The sequence below is a fragment of the Paenibacillus sp. MMO-58 genome (genome assembly GCF_037146255.1).
Classification (GTDB): domain Bacteria; phylum Bacillota; class Bacilli; order Paenibacillales; family Paenibacillaceae; genus Pristimantibacillus.
Genome location: NZ_JBBCVY010000011.1, coordinates 145540 through 161126, shown reverse-complemented (window position 1 = coordinate 161126; position 15587 = coordinate 145540). Strand labels below are relative to the sequence as shown.

General features: G+C 56.2%; 12 protein-coding genes and 1 pseudogene. All 13 read right to left on the bottom strand.

Features of this window, described 5'->3' with window-relative positions:
• Positions 1–125: 125 nt before the first annotated feature.
• The 13 genes and pseudogenes from WFJ73_RS26695 to WFJ73_RS26635 all read right to left on the bottom strand — a co-directional run bounded on the left by WFJ73_RS26695 (position 126) and on the right by WFJ73_RS26635 (position 14746).
• Positions 126–794 carry an acetyltransferase gene (locus WFJ73_RS26695; protein WP_336776054.1) on the bottom strand — a complete coding sequence of 223 codons (669 nt, stop codon included), beginning with the start codon at positions 792–794 and terminating at the stop codon, positions 126–128.
• Positions 795–823: 29 nt separating this feature from the next.
• A complete protein-coding gene (locus WFJ73_RS26690) occupies positions 824–1504 on the bottom strand; it encodes a sugar transferase (protein WP_442955994.1) in 681 nt (226 codons plus the stop codon).
• Between the two features lie 54 nt (positions 1505–1558).
• Positions 1559–2572, bottom strand: a pseudogene (locus tag WFJ73_RS26685) (glycosyltransferase family 4 protein); the annotation flags it as partial.
• 47 nt (positions 2573–2619) lie between these two features.
• Positions 2620–3666 carry an NAD-dependent epimerase gene (locus tag WFJ73_RS26680; protein WP_336775982.1) on the bottom strand — a complete coding sequence of 349 codons (1047 nt, stop codon included), beginning with the start codon at positions 3664–3666 and terminating at the stop codon, positions 2620–2622.
• Positions 3663–5006: a glycosyltransferase family 4 protein gene (locus WFJ73_RS26675; protein WP_336775981.1), complete on the bottom strand. Its 1344-nt coding sequence runs from the start codon at positions 5004–5006 to the stop codon at positions 3663–3665. The genes WFJ73_RS26680 and WFJ73_RS26675 overlap by 4 nt, the downstream gene beginning before the upstream one ends.
• Positions 5007–5447: 441 nt before the next feature.
• Complete coding sequence (locus tag WFJ73_RS26670) at positions 5448–6128, bottom strand: acyltransferase (RefSeq protein ID WP_336775980.1); 681 nt, start codon at positions 6126–6128, stop codon at positions 5448–5450.
• A complete protein-coding gene (locus WFJ73_RS26665; protein WP_336775979.1) occupies positions 6103–7467 on the bottom strand; it encodes a hypothetical protein in 1365 nt (454 codons plus the stop codon). The genes WFJ73_RS26670 and WFJ73_RS26665 overlap by 26 nt, the downstream gene beginning before the upstream one ends.
• On the bottom strand, positions 7457–8596 hold the full coding sequence (locus tag WFJ73_RS26660) for a glycosyltransferase family 1 protein (protein ID WP_336775978.1): 1140 nt from the start codon (positions 8594–8596) through the stop codon (positions 7457–7459). The genes WFJ73_RS26665 and WFJ73_RS26660 overlap by 11 nt, the downstream gene beginning before the upstream one ends.
• The gene (locus tag WFJ73_RS26655) at positions 8593–9834 is read right to left on the bottom strand and encodes a polysaccharide pyruvyl transferase family protein (protein ID WP_336775977.1); all 1242 of its coding nucleotides are present in this window, start codon (positions 9832–9834) and stop codon (positions 8593–8595) included. The genes WFJ73_RS26660 and WFJ73_RS26655 overlap by 4 nt, the downstream gene beginning before the upstream one ends.
• Positions 9831–11237 (bottom strand): oligosaccharide flippase family protein, encoded by a 1407-nt coding sequence (locus WFJ73_RS26650; protein WP_336775976.1) that lies wholly within the window; start codon positions 11235–11237, stop codon positions 9831–9833. Before WFJ73_RS26650 ends, WFJ73_RS26655 begins: the two co-directional genes overlap by 4 nt.
• A 39-nt stretch (positions 11238–11276) precedes the next feature.
• Positions 11277–13106, bottom strand: a complete 1830-nt coding sequence (locus WFJ73_RS26645) for a polysaccharide biosynthesis protein (protein WP_336775975.1) — start codon at positions 13104–13106, stop codon at positions 11277–11279.
• A gap of 202 nt (positions 13107–13308) precedes the next feature.
• On the bottom strand, positions 13309–13995 hold the full coding sequence (locus WFJ73_RS26640) for a CpsD/CapB family tyrosine-protein kinase (RefSeq protein WP_336775974.1): 687 nt from the start codon (positions 13993–13995) through the stop codon (positions 13309–13311).
• Complete coding sequence (locus WFJ73_RS26635) at positions 13982–14746, bottom strand: YveK family protein (RefSeq protein WP_336775973.1); 765 nt, start codon at positions 14744–14746, stop codon at positions 13982–13984. Before WFJ73_RS26635 ends, WFJ73_RS26640 begins: the two co-directional genes overlap by 14 nt.
• Between the last annotated feature and the right edge of the window lie 841 nt (positions 14747–15587).

Sequence of the window (15587 nt, the reverse complement as noted above, 5' to 3'; positions counted from 1 at the left end):
TTTGCGATAGCGGCGGTTACTTTAAGGCTGTTTTTAGCCCTACGCAACCCATTTTCGCCCGCGGCGAGCCTGGTTCCAGCATCGCAAGGCGGGCTTCCGCCTTACAATGCCTCACTCGCGCTGCCTTACAGCGCCTTTTCCACGCTGAGGCGTGGCGGCACGATCCGTGCCGGGACGCCCACGGCGGTTTTTCCGCCGGGAATATCCCGGACGGCGACGCCGCCCGCGCCAAGCACGGACCAGCTGCCGACGCGGATGCGCGGGATGAGCACCGCGCCGCTGCCGATATGCGCGCCTTCCTCGGCGGAGGCGGCGCCGGCCATGGTCGCGTTCGGCGATACATGCGCGAACGGACCGACCAGCGCGTCATGCTCGACGACCGCGCCGGAGTTAATGATGGCGTGCGCGCCAACTACGGCGCCCGGGCCAATGACTGCGCCGGGCATCACCACGGCGCCAAGCCCGATACGTGCATCCTCTGCAACAACGGCCGCGGGATGCACAAGCACTGCGTAAGAGGACTCAGGCAGAGAAAGCATCTCAACGATGGCCCGTCTCGTCCGGTTGTCGCCGATGCCGATCACCACGTGCATGCCCGGCTCATCCGCGAGAAAATGCTTCAGCGTCGCGATTGGACCATACGGCAGGCCGCCCCGCAGCTCGACGCCGGAGAAGCGGTCGTCAAGGACAGCCGCCAATCGGTAAGTCTTCGATACGCGGGCGATATCCATCAGCACCCGGCCATGTCCACCCATACCCACAACGATGAGAGGGCGTCTTGCAGGCTCCTCCATTACCCGGTATTGCTCCGTATGACCGCTAATCATGATGCATTCCCCATTTCTCTGCTTCCTGTAAATTTTTGAACGGTGGCCTGACCCGCGCTCGAAATTCCGTCACGCTTCAGCACCTTTCCCACAGTCCGTACCAATATGCGAAAATCAAACCAGATGCTCCGACGCTCCACGTACACGAGATCAAGCTTGAACTTGTCCTCCCAGGAGACGGCATTTCTTCCGTTCACCTGCGCCCAGCCCGTAATGCCCGGACGGACATCGTGACGATGCGCTTGCTCTTCTGTATAAAGCGGGAGATATTCCATCAATAGAGGCCGAGGCCCCACCAGACTCATATCCCCGCGAATCACGTTAAATAATTGTGGAAGCTCGTCCAGACTCAGCTTACGGAGCAGCTTGCCGAAGGACGTCAGCCGCGCTTCGTCCGGCAGCGGCTGACCGAAACGGTCGTACGCATCCCGCATCGTGCGGAACTTCAGTACATAGAACGGATTGCCGTACCTGCCCGGACGCTGCTGCTTGAACAATACCGGCGAGCCCAGCTTCAGCTTCACCAGCAGGGCAACGATCAGCATCACCGGCGACAGCAGCAGCGCAGCCGGTACGCTCGCTACCAGATCGAACAGCCGCTTGCCAAAGGCATTCAGCCTGGCTCCTAGTCCGCGGCTCCGATCCACTTGGGCCTTCGTACTGCGATACAGACGCATCAGACGCTCGACGACCCGGGCTTCCGTAAACGCCGCTTCAATCCGCCGCCGTCCCGCATCGCCCATCCACTTCCTTGCCTCCGGCGTGTTCATCATCGCCGCAAGCGCTTCGCCCAGCTGCATCGAATCCCGGTACTTAACGAGTAATCCGGTCTCGGCATGCGCTACCAGCTCTCGCGTGCCCAGTACTTTCGTGGCAACAACCGGCTTGCTAAGCGCCATCGCCTCCATCAGGGAGCGCGGGATGCCTTCTTTTTCCGAGGTCAGCGTTACGGCATCGGCCATGACCAGCCAAGGAATAATCGAGGACTGCTGTCCGACGAAAAGTACATCGTCCTCGAGGCCGCTCATTTCCGCCTGAAGCTTAATCTCCGTCTCGAGCGGTCCTTGTCCGGCTAGTACCGTTACCCAATTCAGGGCTCCAACCCGTTTGAGCTCCGATAAAGCATCAAGCAGCAGGCTGTGATCCTTCACCGGTTCAAAACGCGCCGCCATAAACAGCACCTTTTCCTCCCGGTCAATTCCATGCTTCCTGCGAAGCGCCGCCGTCTGCTCCGGCGTTACCGCACGGGCCAGATCGTCCAAATGCTTAAGGTCTACCCCGTTGCCTTCCACAAACACCGGCCGCCAAGGCGCCAGCTTGCGAAGCACGCCGGCATCCTCCTCGTTCTGCGACGCTATCGCATCGCTGCATAACGCGCCAAACTTCTCTAGCATTTTGTATAACCAATACGTCTTCTTCGGCTGCCCTTCATAGAACGGCAATCCGTGGCTCGTATGAATAACGACCGGAACCCTCGCCAGCTTCGCCGCAATCCGTCCGATCAGGCCGGCTTTGGCCGTGTGGGTATGCACAATGTCATACCGCTCCCGGCGGAACAGCTTGTACATCGCAAGAATCGACCGCAGGTCGGCAACCGGTTGAATGGACCGCGCCATCGGCAGCAGCTTCCATTCGAACGGATAGGCTTTTTCCTTCATCAGCTCCGCATCTACACCCTCTGGAGAGGAGATAAAGGTTACCTCTACGCCTTCCTGCTGCTGAAGCAGCCGAAGCTTGTCGCCCATAATTTTGTGGCTGATGCCGGAGGTGCAGATATGGGCTATTTTTTGATTCATTGTCCCGCCGCCTTTACCGCCGTCTGCAGATCTGCTTGGGCGCCGTAGTACGATTTGTACCACTCGGCAAAACGTCCGATGCCTTCCTCAATCGTTGTCTCCGGACGGAAATCCACATCGGCCATCAATCCGTCGATGTCCGCGTAGGTCGCCGTGACGTCGCCCGGCTGCATCGGCTTGAACTCCATAACCGCTTTGCGCCCCAGCTTGTCCTCGATCGTGTTGATGAACGCCATAAGCTCAACCGGCTTGTTATTGCCGATGTTGTATACCTTGTAAGGCGCATAGCTTGTGCCCGGATCTGGATCGACGCGATCCCACTCCGCGTTCGGCTGCGGCGCGCGCTCGAGCAGACGGTAAATGCCCTCCACAATGTCGTCGATATACGTAAAATCGCGCTGCATTTTGCCTTCGTTAAACACCTGAATCGGCTGTCCAGCCATAATTTTCTGCGTAAAGCTGAAGTACGCCATATCCGGCCGGCCCCATGGACCGTATACGGTGAAGAACCGGAGTCCCGTCGTTGGCAGGTTATATAAATGGCTGTAGGCATGCGCCATCAGCTCGTTGGATTTTTTCGTTGCCGCATACAGGCTGACCGGATGGTCCACATTGTCGCTGACCGAGAACGGCATGCTGACGTTGGCGCCGTACACGGAACTGGAGGAAGCGTAGACCAGATGCTTGATGCCCGCCTGGCGCGAAGCCTCCAGCACATGGCCGAAGCCCTGCAGGTTCGTCTCCAGATAAGCAAAAGGATTCGTGAGGCTGTAACGCACACCCGCCTGAGCTGCCAAGTGGACGATCGTCGTCACGCCTTCCTCCCGGATCAATGCCAGCAGACCTTCGTAATCCGCCAAATCCTGCTCGGCTCCCTTGAAGGACGGCGAAGCGACCAGCTGCGACCAGCGGTCCCGCTTCAGCTGCACATCGTAGTAATCGTTGAAATTGTCCAGCCCTACGACGCGCTTGCCTTCCTTCAGCAGTCTCGCGCTCAAATGGAAGCCGATAAATCCGGCTGCTCCCGTCACCAAAATCGTCATATAGCCCCCACCCTTTCTCTGCTCTCGCTTGTGCTTGTGCTTGTGCTTGTGCTTGTTGTTTCACTGCTTGTATAGGTCTCGTTTTGCTCCGTTTTGTCTGTAAGAACTTGTTCTGAAGCGGCCGCGGCTTCTGCTACCGAATCCTTCAAAGCCCCTTGCCTCACCATATCGCCAAAAGACTGCCAGAACGCCTGTCGCTTCGCATCAAGCCGCTGCTTCGTGAATTGCTTCGACTTGCCGAAATTCTGCTCTGCCTGCTCCTTCAGCCATTTGCGGTCAAACGTCGCTCGTTTGATCTGCTCGGACAACTGGCCGACTTGGCCCGGACGATGCAGGCAGCTCTCGTGGATCAACTCCGGGATACCGCCTGCCGTAGATCCAAGCACCGGGCATCCCCGGCTCATCGCTTCAATCGTGGCCCGCGGCAGTCCTTCCTGGTAGCTTGGCTGCAGATACAGATCGATGCCGTCCAGCCATTCGAATACAGCCCCGCCGCTTGGCAGCACGCCTTCGAAAGAGACCATGCTTCCGATGCCCAGCTTTTCGGCCATAGCCTGCCAGCGTACCGGGTCCCCGTCGCCAAGCACGCGGAACTTGGCTGAAGGCAGCTGCTCCTTCGCTTTGGCAATGGCGCGAAGGGCGATGTCGATCCCTTTCGTGCGTCCGTTCAGCGAGCCGATCAGCCCAATCGTCATCGGCGAATCCGGGCTCATTGCCTGCAGGCGCTCCAATCGGCGTGTCAGCACTTCGTCGCCCGGCTCCGGAATTTCCACATTGGAGCAGGATTCCGTCTTGCCGCCGATATTCGGGTAACGCTGCTGCAGGAACCGCTCGGTTACATACAGCGCATAAGGCGCATCCTTCACGATCGCCCGTGTCTGGTTGAGCGAGAACGGCGCGTACAGCTTGCCCTGCAGATTGCCGTAATTCCATAGTCCGTCCCAAGCGCAGGCTACGACTTCAACCGCGTAAGGCTTGCCCATTTGTCGCGCAACCCGGATCGCTTCGGCGCCGATTTCGCTTGGCACGCGCGCGATAACGGCGTCAGCCTTGCCGATCGCCTCCTGCAGAAGCTGTTCGATGTAGCCCCGCTTCGTCATTTTATTGACCGGATTACTCAGTGACGGAAGTACAAGGAAATCCACATTGGGTCCGCTCGACAGCGTCTTGCCCGCCATATCTTCATCCGAGGATGCCTTCTTGCCCCGGGCTGCAACCGTAATCTGGTCGAATACGCCTAGATACCGTTCCCACACCGCATAAGGCAGCTTGCCGCCGGAGAAAAATTTCCCCGATTCGTTAAAATAAAACGTATGGTCATGTGCCCACAGCACCTTCATGTCTTTCCCTCCTTCTGTTTCTATTGCCCAGCGGCGGCGGTTTTTCCCGCCTCGGGCGTGTTCCACATTAACCTAAGGTCCCTCAGGGACCTTAATGACCCTAACCAGCTGCTACTTTCGCAGCTTAAGGTCCCTTAAGGACCTTAAATACTCCACGACTATCGCTTTCCGCCGATTTTTGCGCCTTCTCCCACGCCATAAGGTCCCTCAGGGACCTTAACGACCCTAACCAGCTGCTACTTCCGCAGCTTAAGGTCCCTTAAGGACCTTAAATACCCCATGACTGCCGCTTTCCGCTGGCATTTGCGCTTTCTCCCACGCCCTAAGGTCCCTCAGGAACCTTAACGACCCTAACCAGCTGCTTCTTCCGCAGCTTAAGGTCCCTTAAGGACCTTAAATACCCCATGACTGCAGCTTTCCGCCGGCATTTGCGCCTTCTCCCTACGCACCTTCCGGCGCGGGAGACGTTCCCGCCCCGATGCTTTTCACGGCGCGTGCCGGAACGCCCGCTGCCAACATGCCGGCGGCAACCGGCTTGTTCACTACGGCGCCCGCGGCGATAACCGAACGGGCCCCAATCTCGACGCCGGCCAGGATACGCACGCCGCAGCCGACCCATACATCGCGGCCGATCCGGATAGCCGAACCCATGACCGGGTTGTCGCGGATCGGAAGCGACGGATCGTTCCAGGTATGCTGGAACGAAACAACCGACGATTGATGCGCGATGGATACTTCGTCCTCGATGATCAGCCCGCCGTAAGCATCGATGTAGCATTGCTTATGAATGCTTACATTCGAGCCAATGACCAGCCGCTCCGGATAACGGAGCTCCACCGAGCGTCCGATCAACACGTTGTCGCCGCAGCGCTTCGCCATTCTTCTCAGCAGGACGTACCGCATAGCGACGCCCGGCAAATCCGGCAGCCAGTCGCTTAGCACCCACATCCACTGCAGCAGCGGCCTTGGCACCGGCTTCAGCATGGCCTCCGCTATACGCAGCAGGCCGCGGAAGCGGCCGAACTGGTCGCGGCCTCTTTTTTTCGTCTTATGGACCGCGCTCCGTTCCAATCGATCTCCCGTCCATTCACCTGCCCTACGTCGTTGTTCTTGTTCCGCCATGTCCTTGCGCCCCCTTTCCGCCGGCAAGCCTTCCATGCCAAGCAGGTGCAGCCGCACCTCCAGCCGGCACGCGAGCAGCTTCTTGCTGCTTCAACTCGCGGTCTTGTTCAGCCTTTAAAGACTGAATTTTCCGATGTTTCAGAATAAAGATTTTGCGGCACCACATAATGGCGTAGGCTGCAATCGTATAAAGAATCGGCAGGACCGGCAGCTTCTTGCGCACCATGTTGTCCCCTATCGTCCCGACGCCATAGTCCAGTTCTCGGCCCGTAATCGTGACATAACCGACCAGTACCAGCGTGCAAGCGTAGGTGAAGATAAGCGCCGCTGCCATCAGGTAAAACTTTCTCGTCTCCTTGTAGACGATCGCCTGATAGACCGAGATCATAAGGATAATGCCCATAAACACCGCTTCCAGCGTCCGAAGCAGCAGCTCCGGCTCCCAGTTGCTGAATTTGATCGGATTCGGACTGAGGAACAGAAAGATCGACAGCATCGTGGCGTTGATAATACCCAGCGGACCAATCATCATAAACAGAAGACCTGTCGCCCCAATCATGACGCAGACCGCAGTGCGGACCTTTTGGGTATACAAGAAGTAAAAGCTCAGCGTATAAATAATCGCGTAATCCCTAAGCCCCGTCGCGTACAGGATGACAATGATGAACAGCAGCCATCTCTTGCGGACCAATAGCAATGCCCCGAGCAGCCCCAGCCATACGCAGGTAATGTCTTTTGCGAACAAGGAGGACATGTACATCAGCGACGGACTAAGCATTAATCCAATCACCGAGACGATAACAAAAGGCTGCTTCGCGTTCTCCGGATCCGGAAGCTCGTACCCGAAGCGGCTTGCGTTCAGCTTGTACGTGCTATTAACGATCAGAATGAGCAGCACCGTGTTGAACAAAATAATCGCCAGCGGATCATCCAGCTCCAGCCATTTGAAGAACGGCATATACAGCAGGCCAAATACCGGGTACGCGGAAACATTCATCCAACTGGTCTGAATCTGCTCCATGGCATACGGCATAAATTGCGACAGCTTCTCGAAGGTTGTCACCTGCTCGTAGTAGTGGATCTCGTCCGGCCCGGCCAGCGGATTGACGGTTGCCGCATAGATGGCTTTACCCGCCAGCGTAACCGTAAAGCTCGCCATCAGCAGCACCGGCGCATTCGGCCAGCGCATGAGCACGAAGAACGGCAGCAGCAGTCCGCTGTAAAGAATAAGCGATAGCCTTTCATCCGCGGCAAAAGCCCACTTCGCCGTCAGTATCAGCAGAACGGAATAACCGACCAGCATGATTTTCCGCGTATCGACTAAACGGTCAGCCTGCATAGAGACGCTCCAGCTTTTCCGCGCTTACGCGGATATCGTAGCCGCGCTCGCCCAGCGCTGCCGCTCTTTCCTGCCATTCCCCGCCGCCTCGGGCTCTTCGCTCGCCGATGCTGGCCATCGCTTCCGCCCAGCGCTCCGGCGGGTCGTTCAGCGCAAGACGCTCGATCAAGCCGATTCGCAAATCCGCTTCCCGCGGTACCGTCTCGGAGATCAGGCACGGAACGCCCGCAGCCTGCGCTTCAATGAGCACGATGCCAAGTCCCTCATACAGCGACGGCAAGACAAAGGCGTCAAGTGCGCCCAGCAGCTCCGGCACATCCTTGCGGAGGCCAAGGAAATTGACTTTGTCCGCTATTCCAAGCCCGCGCGCCTTCTCTTCCATCTCCGGCCGAAGCGGCCCGTCGCCGCAGAGCAGAAGACGGGACTTCGGACGCTGCTTCACCAGGCTTGCGAAGCTGTCCAGCAACAGCGCGTGATTCTTCTGCTTGCTGAACCGGCCGATATGGCCAATCAGCAGCTCATCCTCTTCCGCGCCGAAGCGGCGGCGAAGCTCCTCGCGGTTCACCTGTACAAGCGACTCGTAAGGAGCCAGCGTAATGGCGTTCGGGAACACGTCCACGCGTCCGTCCTTCCAGCAGCCGTTCCCGAAGAGAGACTCGCATGCCGCCCGCGAGCAGCCCAGCATATTGGTTGAGTGGCGGCTGATCAGGCTGCGCATATACGAGCGGTACAGATTGCGAACCAGCGACGTCGACTTGCTGTCGCTCGTGTTGTGACTGTGACTGATCCGCACCGGTACGCCAAGCTTGTCCGCCAGCTTAAGCACGTACCCGCTGAAGCCGAATACATGACTGTGTACCGCGGCGTAAGGACCGTATTTGTTCATGTTGGCCGTCAGCTGCTTGCGGAAGGAACGAATTCCGTCCTTTGGCGGCGGCTGAACAAAGATGGTTCCTCCAAGCGCCCGGATCTCGTCATCGTAGAAGGAAGGCTCCGGCGACTGCACGGCAAAATGAAATTCGTATTTGTCCCGGTCAATGTTCCGGTATACATTCATCAGCAGCGTTTCGATGCCTCCGGGATGCATGCGTCCAACGACATGCAGCACTTTGATTTTGGTATGGCTCATGGCAGTATTCTCCCGATATGTTCATAGAGCTGCAGCTTCTTAGCGTCAATGGCCGGTCCTGAGTCCGCCATCCTCCCGTCCACCGCCGCGGCAAGCTGCTGCCTGCTCTCGCGGAAGTCGATCAGCTGGCTCTTCATGCCGAGATCGGCGAAAATATTCTCAAGCTTCCGGTCCCAGATCAGACCGTACGTTGGCTTGCCCATCGCAAGCGAAGGAATGCAGGCATGTAGCCGCTGCGCAATAACGGTATCGCAGGCGGCAATCGTGCCGACCAGCTGTTCTACCGTTGTCGGATACGGAGTGAACTCGACACCCTTCAGCCCTGCCAGACGCGGCTTCACAAACTCCTCGACAAACGCGTTATCCGATGCCGCGCCGTTGGTGAAGAAGCTTACGTTATGGCCCGCTCCAATCGCGACCTTCGCCGCCTGCAGCCACCAATCGGCGCAAGCCTCGCGCTCCCAACGGAGCTCGCAGTGACGGTTCATCTCATGCGGGTCCATTACGCCAAGGCCAACCTTTCGTCTCCCCGACTTCTCCTGCCCCGCCGCTGCCTCCGTCAAGCCAAAGGCCTCCGGCGTGAACAACGCCGGGTCGGCTAACGTAACCGTCTTGACCGCAAGCTTCGGATCAAGGTCAAGCAGGAACCGCCGCGAATCTTCATCCCGCACCGCGATCGACGTGGCATACCGGCAAGCTCCGAGCAGCCAGCGCCTGGCCTGGGTGCTCCAAGGCCCGCGTGCGCCAACAAGCAAAATATGAAGCGGCTTGCCTTGGCGCTTCGCCTCATCCGCTACGCGGCGAACAGCCAGCGGGAATGTCCAGTACGTATCGATAAGCAGATGCCCGCCCCCGATAAATACCGCTTCCGACTCCTCGACAGCCTGCTGCAGCTCGCGGTTCAGCTTCTCGTTCTTGCTGCGGTGAATCCAATAAGCCTTTAGGCGTCGGAGCGAGTCCGGCGTCATCTTCTTGCTCGAGCCGGCGCTGTTCAGCTTCACGGCCGGTGCCGAAGCATATTGCGCGGCCGCCGATGCCGGAGGGCCTGCTAATGCATAATGCAGACCGCCCCGCGCCGAGTAGATCGGCATCGATTGATCGCAGCGGCCGTCAAGCAGATCGAAATGAATAACCTGATGTTTGCCGCGCATAGAGATAATCCGGTTTAACGTATAGGCGATGAGGCCATCGCCCAAATTCGGCGATTTCGGAACCCCCGCCAACAATACTTTCTTCACGAGTAATTCCCCCTCTTTCTTGCGAATGACAGGCTTGGTGCCCAAGCCAGCGTCTGAACGCCCGGTTTGCGTCTAACCAGCAGCACGGCTGCCGAGTTCCAGACGATAATCGACAGCGTAGAGGCAAGAGCCCCGCCAAGCATACCCATTGTTGGAATCAGCAGCGCGTTAAGCGCCGCATTAAGGGCCGCGGCAGCGATCAGCACTTTGGTCAGCGCGTTCTGGCGTCCGGTCATCGTAGCGACGGTGCCGTTCTGTCCGCAATAAGCGCTGAACAGCTGGCCGAAGGCCAGAATCAGCAGGGACGGGTAAGCCTTCATGAACTCCGGACCAAACAATCCAAGCGTCCAATGGCCAAGCACGACGAAGTAGGCAAACACAACCGCCGCGAAAGCAAATCCGATCCGTCCCGTCCGGATGCATACCCGCTGGAGTCCGGCCATATCGCCTTTTGCATACTTTTCGGATACAAGCGGCGATGCCGTCATATTCACGGCGGTCAGCATAAACGACACCAGAACGGCCAGCCGGACCGCTGCCGAGAACAGGCCCGACTCGGTCTCTCCCCGCATAAAGCCCATCATTAACACGTTTAATTGTCCAAGAATCAAATACATGCCGGCATTGATCATTAACGACGATGATAATCGCAGCCAGCCTCTTGTCTCGTAATTAGGCTTGACCGCAGCCGTCTGCGAGCCGATTCTCTTCTTCAGCACAATCGCGCCAATCACGTAAGTGACAGCCGTTGCAATCGCGAAGCAGAGCAGCGCCATCGCGGCGCCAAGCTTCACGCCGGCAGCGCCAAGCACCGCAACAAAAACAATCGTTAGCACCGGGCGAATAATCTTTTCAGGCATTTGCGCGAATAACGCATCCTTCATTGCCTGCAGCGCGCTTTGGCGCAGGGTGGCGAGGGTTAGAAGCGGAATCGCGGCAAAGCCGGCGATATAAGCAATCGTCTTGGCGTGGGCTTCGCTTCCGCCTTGTCCGCCCCTGCCCCAGTCCATCAAGACAACAACGGCAATGCCGATAAGCGCGGCAAGAATGGATAGCGTGAAGCCAATCTGATTGCTCCGGCGAAGCAGCCCTTTGATCAAAGGCCAGTCGCCTTTCACCCGATAGGCGGAGACAAGCTTTACCGTTGCGGTATCAAAGCCAAGCTTCGCCGGGAACACCATAAACGTTACGACCGTAGTTACAAAAGCATATATTCCGTAATCTTTTACGCCGAGCAGCCGGGCAAGCGCAATCTGCAGCAGCATTGCCAGTCCCATCCCAACGGAGTTGATCAGGAAGCTGGCGCCTCCTCCCCGGCTGAGCCGCGAAGTAATTAGCGTTCGAATGGAGCCGGCGCCCGAGCTTCCGCTTGAGGCGCCGCCCTCCTTACCGCCGAGTTTCATGCTGCACACTCCTCAAAAGATAAACATTAGTTAACAGCGTTAACCGGCAGCCGTTGCTCCGCCATTGCGGTAGGTTGGTACCAGATGCTGCAGAACCGCCCGGATATCATCCGGATGCTGGCCAAGTACTTTTTCCATCTTGCGAATCTCGAAATCAAGCTCTTTGCGGTTGAGCTGTACCGGTCTGCCGATAAAGATCCGGTTATGCTTCGTGGAAGAAAGACCTTCTTCATTCGTCAGCAGCTCTTCATACAGCTTCTCGCCCTCGCGCATGCCGGAGAACGTAATGTCGATATCGACATGCGGCTCGTAGCCCGACAAACGGATCAGGTCGACGGCCAGATCGTAAATTTTGACCGGCTTGCCCATATCGAGGATAAATACCTCGCCGCCCTTGGCGAACGAGCCTGCTTGAATAACAAGTTGAACGGCTTCCGGAATCGTCATGAAATACCGCACCATCTCCGGGTGGGTAACCGTCACCGGACCACCTTTGACAATCTGGTCCTTGAAGCGCGGAATAACGCTGCCGCGGCTGCCAAGCACGTTGCCGAACCGTACGGCCACAAACTTCGTATTGCTGTGCATGTCGAGAGATTGAATAAACATCTCGGCGATCCGTTTGGTTGTACCCATCACGCTTGTCGGGTTAACGGCTTTATCCGTCGAGATCAGCACGAAGCGTTCCGCTCCGTACGCATCTGCGCATTCGGCGACGTTTTTTGTTCCGAATACGTTGTTCTTAATGGCTTCCGCCGGGTTGCGTTCCATCAGCGGCACATGCTTATGCGCTGCGGCATGGAAAACAACCTGCGGCTTGAATTTGGCAAACACGCTGTCGATCCGCGTGCGGTCCTGTACATCGGCGATAACCGTCTCGATAGCCAGTTGCGGGAATGCGCTGCGCATTTCCATTTCAATCGTGTAGATACTGTTCTCGCCATGGCCAAGAAGCAGCAGCTTGCTTGGTTTGAAAGGCGCGATCTGGCGGCAAAGCTCGGAGCCGATTGAACCGCCCGCTCCCGTTACGAGAACGACTTTTTCCTGTACGTATCCGGCGATGTGCTCGAGATCGGTACGAATCGGGTCACGGCCAAGCAGGTCCTCTACGCTGACATCGCGCATGCGGCCTGCCGCGCCGCGGTTATCAATCATGTCCTGAAGATCCGGAACGATCTTCAGCTTCGCTTTTGTTGTTTTGCAAAGGTTAACAAGCTCGGAGATTTGAGTCTTCGATACCGAAGGCATCGCGATTATAATCTCGTCGATATGATGCGATTCCACCACGCAAGCAATCTCCTTGCGGTTGCCGAGAACCTGCAGCCCCAGGATATCCATCCGGTGCTTGTACGGGTCGTCATCGATAAAACCTACCGGCGTTACGCTTACGCCGTCGTTCTGCATCATTTCCTTCGCGATTAAGGTCCCGCAGCTTCCCGCTCCGATAATAAGCGCGCGGCGGCCGCCGGCCGGTTTTCTCACGCTGTATTTATCACAGAAGATACGCCATGCAAGGCGAGGAGCGGTAAGCAGCAGGAAAGTGCCTGCCGCGTGATGCAGCATAAGCAGCGGATGAGCTTCTCCCTGCATCACCCACCAGGCAGCAAACGGAACAATAGCCGAGACCAGGGCCACCTGCAAGAGGCAAAGCATGTCCGAAATGCCGGTGTACTGCCAGATCCGGCGGTGAATACGGAGCCGGTGGAGCCGCCAGAAGCCAACGACTGCCGCTAACGCTGCATAAGACAGCCAGGCAACGGCCCCGCCTTGAGGCGCCGTAGGTTCAAGCGCATACGCGATGGCGAAGCTGGCAAGCACGGCTGCCAGATCCCCCGCCACAATAACTTTTGTCCGATAATGAGCCCGCATTATTAATTCCTCCTAAAATGAATTACTTTACCAGCGGTAACACAGCTACGTTTGCGGTAATTCATACTTCGTAAGCATCAGCTAAATGAATTACTTTACCAACGGTAATACAGCTACGTTTATGGTAATTCATACTTCGTAAGCATCAGCTTTTCCCTTTGCGTTTATCTATATATGGTTCTGCTTTAGAGTCTGGCTCGTCTCACGTCCGATCGACATATTCGTAATAAGGTCCCGCTTCGCGATGAGCGGTCTGGTTAAGCGCGATGCCAACGATTCTGGCCTGTACGAACTGCAGAGCATTTTTCGCTTTGATGGCATGCTGCTTTTTGCCGGTACGCGCATTGACGACCAGCAGTACGCCGTCGCATTTGTTTGCGACAACTTGCGCATCCGCTACGGCCAGTACCGGCGGCGTATCGATCAGCACCATATCGTACTGCTCGCGAAGCTTTCCAAGCAGTTCTTCCATCCGGGATGATCCCAGGAGCTCCGACGGATTCGGCGGTACCGGCCCGGAAGGCAGCACATCCAGTCCCTTAATGCGGGTTTCCTTAATGACTTCACTGAGGTCGGCCTGCCCGGATAACACATGCGACAGTCCCGTGCGGTTGCTGAGTCCAAAGTTATAATGGGACGTTGGCTTCCGAAGATCGGCATCCACCAGAATGGTTCGCCGCTCCATCTGCGCATAAGTAACGGCCAGATTCAAAATGGTTGTCGACTTGCCCTCTTCCGGACCCGCCGAAGTGACCATCAGAAGCTGCAGCGGGCGGTCCGTCTCAGCGTATTGCAGGTTCGTACGCAAGGTACGGTAAGCCTCCGAGATCGGGGAGGTCGGGTTGGCATCGGCAACGACCGGGCGAAGCTTAAGATCACTGCGAGACATGGCTATTCTCCCCCTCCTTTCCTATCGTGGTTTTGCCAATGGCCTGCGCCTTCGGCTTCAGATCGCCTTGCTTAATATTCGGTATGGCTGCCAGCGTAGGAAGGCCAAGATACCGTTCCACGTCGCTTTCCGTCCGTAACGTATCGTCAAAGTAATTAAGAGCCAGTACCAGCGTTATCGACAGCAGGAATGCGGCGACAAATCCGATAGCAATGTTGAGCTTGGTCTCCGGCTTCACCTTCACCGGCTGATCGTTCGAGTCAGCGGTATGCAGGATATACACGTTGTCGACCTTCATAATGAGCGGAATCTGCTGCTGGAACACATAGGAGACGGTATTAACGACTTGCGCCGCTCTTTTGTAATCCGTGTCCAGATAAGAGATGGTGACCACCTGCGTACCATTCACCGAGCTGAACCGGATATTATGCATCAACTGCTGCGTTGTCAGTCCAAGCTCAGGATGCTTCTTTACCACCAGGTCCATAATGGCCGGGGTCTTGATAATTTCCTTGTACGTATTAATTAAGCTTAAATTCGTGTTGATCATATTCAGATCGAGCTTGAATGATCCCGCCTGACCCGCTGTCGAATTGACGATCAGCTTCGTATAGGCTTCATAGACGGGCTTCATCACCCAGGCGCTGTAGGCTCCCGCCGCAGACGCACCAAGTACGGTCACGAGAATGACCAGCCAAAGCTTTTTCCGAATGAGCCACACTATTTCCTTTAAATCCAGTTGGCTGCTCAAAACGACAATAACCTCCATCCCTTTCCATCAACATTCGACTTTGATTATGTCATAAGGGTTATGGGAACATAGAGGGAAGAAGGTAATATTTTCAATTAGGAGCCTGTTATCATTTTTTTCCTATGTACGGCATGCTGAATTTCCTAATGTTTCATATTTCTAATCAAGAATTAATCGTTCAAAGAGAAAAATTTCCAGTAATTTTTATGTTTATCACATGCAAAAACGATGTTTATCTAGGTATTCCATACACAACCTAAGGCACAGAATCAGGACGGCCCGGAAAATGGCGTTGCGCCGCATAGTAACAGGCTTTCGCGGGGATGGAAGGATAGTTGAATTGCTACAGACAGTCGCATTCAAAACCGTAGGCAAGGGACTTTCGCCATACAGCTGTCAAATAATCGGGATATTGCCCGGGAGGGTAAAAAGAATAAGAGGATTCTCATATTCCCTAACCCTCCCGATTTCCTGCCCGTTGGCCTAGGTTTGACGCTAATTCAGAGTCCATTGGCCCCTGAAAAAGCAGTTTCGGGCTTTATTTGAGTTGTCGGAAGAAGGCCATTCCCATCTGAAACAGATAACCTACCGTTAATTCCGACCGTTTTCATAGAAAATAACCTCTTTTCCGCTTCATTTCCGTCTTTGTCTATAAACCAATTGTAAAACAAGCTAGTCCAGCGGTAGGACGATGGACTATGGACTCTGCTGCCGAAGAGTTCCTAACCACGGTCCCGTAGTCCGGCAGGACCGATCTTCGCGACAAATTGTAACCGTTTGCAACAAGGACAACCTATAATACGTTGGCTTTTTTGACATGCAAAAAAAGCCCAGCCGGATC

What these genes read in the sequence shown, in the direction of transcription:
- WFJ73_RS26650 (WP_336775976.1), bottom strand. Translation starts at nt 11,237, where the DNA reads ATGAAACTCGGCGGTAAGGAGGGCGGCGCCTCAAGCGGAAGCTCGGGC.
- WFJ73_RS26660 (WP_336775978.1), bottom strand. Translation starts at nt 8,596, where the DNA reads ATGAGCCATACCAAAATCAAAGTGCTGCATGTCGTTGGACGCATGCAT.
- WFJ73_RS26690 (WP_442955994.1), bottom strand. Translation starts at nt 1,504, where the DNA reads ATGCGTCTGTATCGCAGTACGAAGGCCCAAGTGGATCGGAGCCGCGGA.
- WFJ73_RS26645 (WP_336775975.1), bottom strand. Translation starts at nt 13,106, where the DNA reads ATGCGGGCTCATTATCGGACAAAAGTTATTGTGGCGGGGGATCTGGCA.
- WFJ73_RS26680 (WP_336775982.1), bottom strand. Translation starts at nt 3,666, where the DNA reads ATGACGATTTTGGTGACGGGAGCAGCCGGATTTATCGGCTTCCATTTG.
- WFJ73_RS26665 (WP_336775979.1), bottom strand. Translation starts at nt 7,467, where the DNA reads ATGCAGGCTGACCGTTTAGTCGATACGCGGAAAATCATGCTGGTCGGT.
- WFJ73_RS26675 (WP_336775981.1), bottom strand. Translation starts at nt 5,006, where the DNA reads ATGAAGGTGCTGTGGGCACATGACCATACGTTTTATTTTAACGAATCG.
- WFJ73_RS26640 (WP_336775974.1), bottom strand. Translation starts at nt 13,995, where the DNA reads ATGTCTCGCAGTGATCTTAAGCTTCGCCCGGTCGTTGCCGATGCCAAC.
- WFJ73_RS26695 (WP_336776054.1), bottom strand. Translation starts at nt 794, where the DNA reads ATGGAGGAGCCTGCAAGACGCCCTCTCATCGTTGTGGGTATGGGTGGA.
- WFJ73_RS26670 (WP_336775980.1), bottom strand. Translation starts at nt 6,128, where the DNA reads ATGGCGGAACAAGAACAACGACGTAGGGCAGGTGAATGGACGGGAGAT.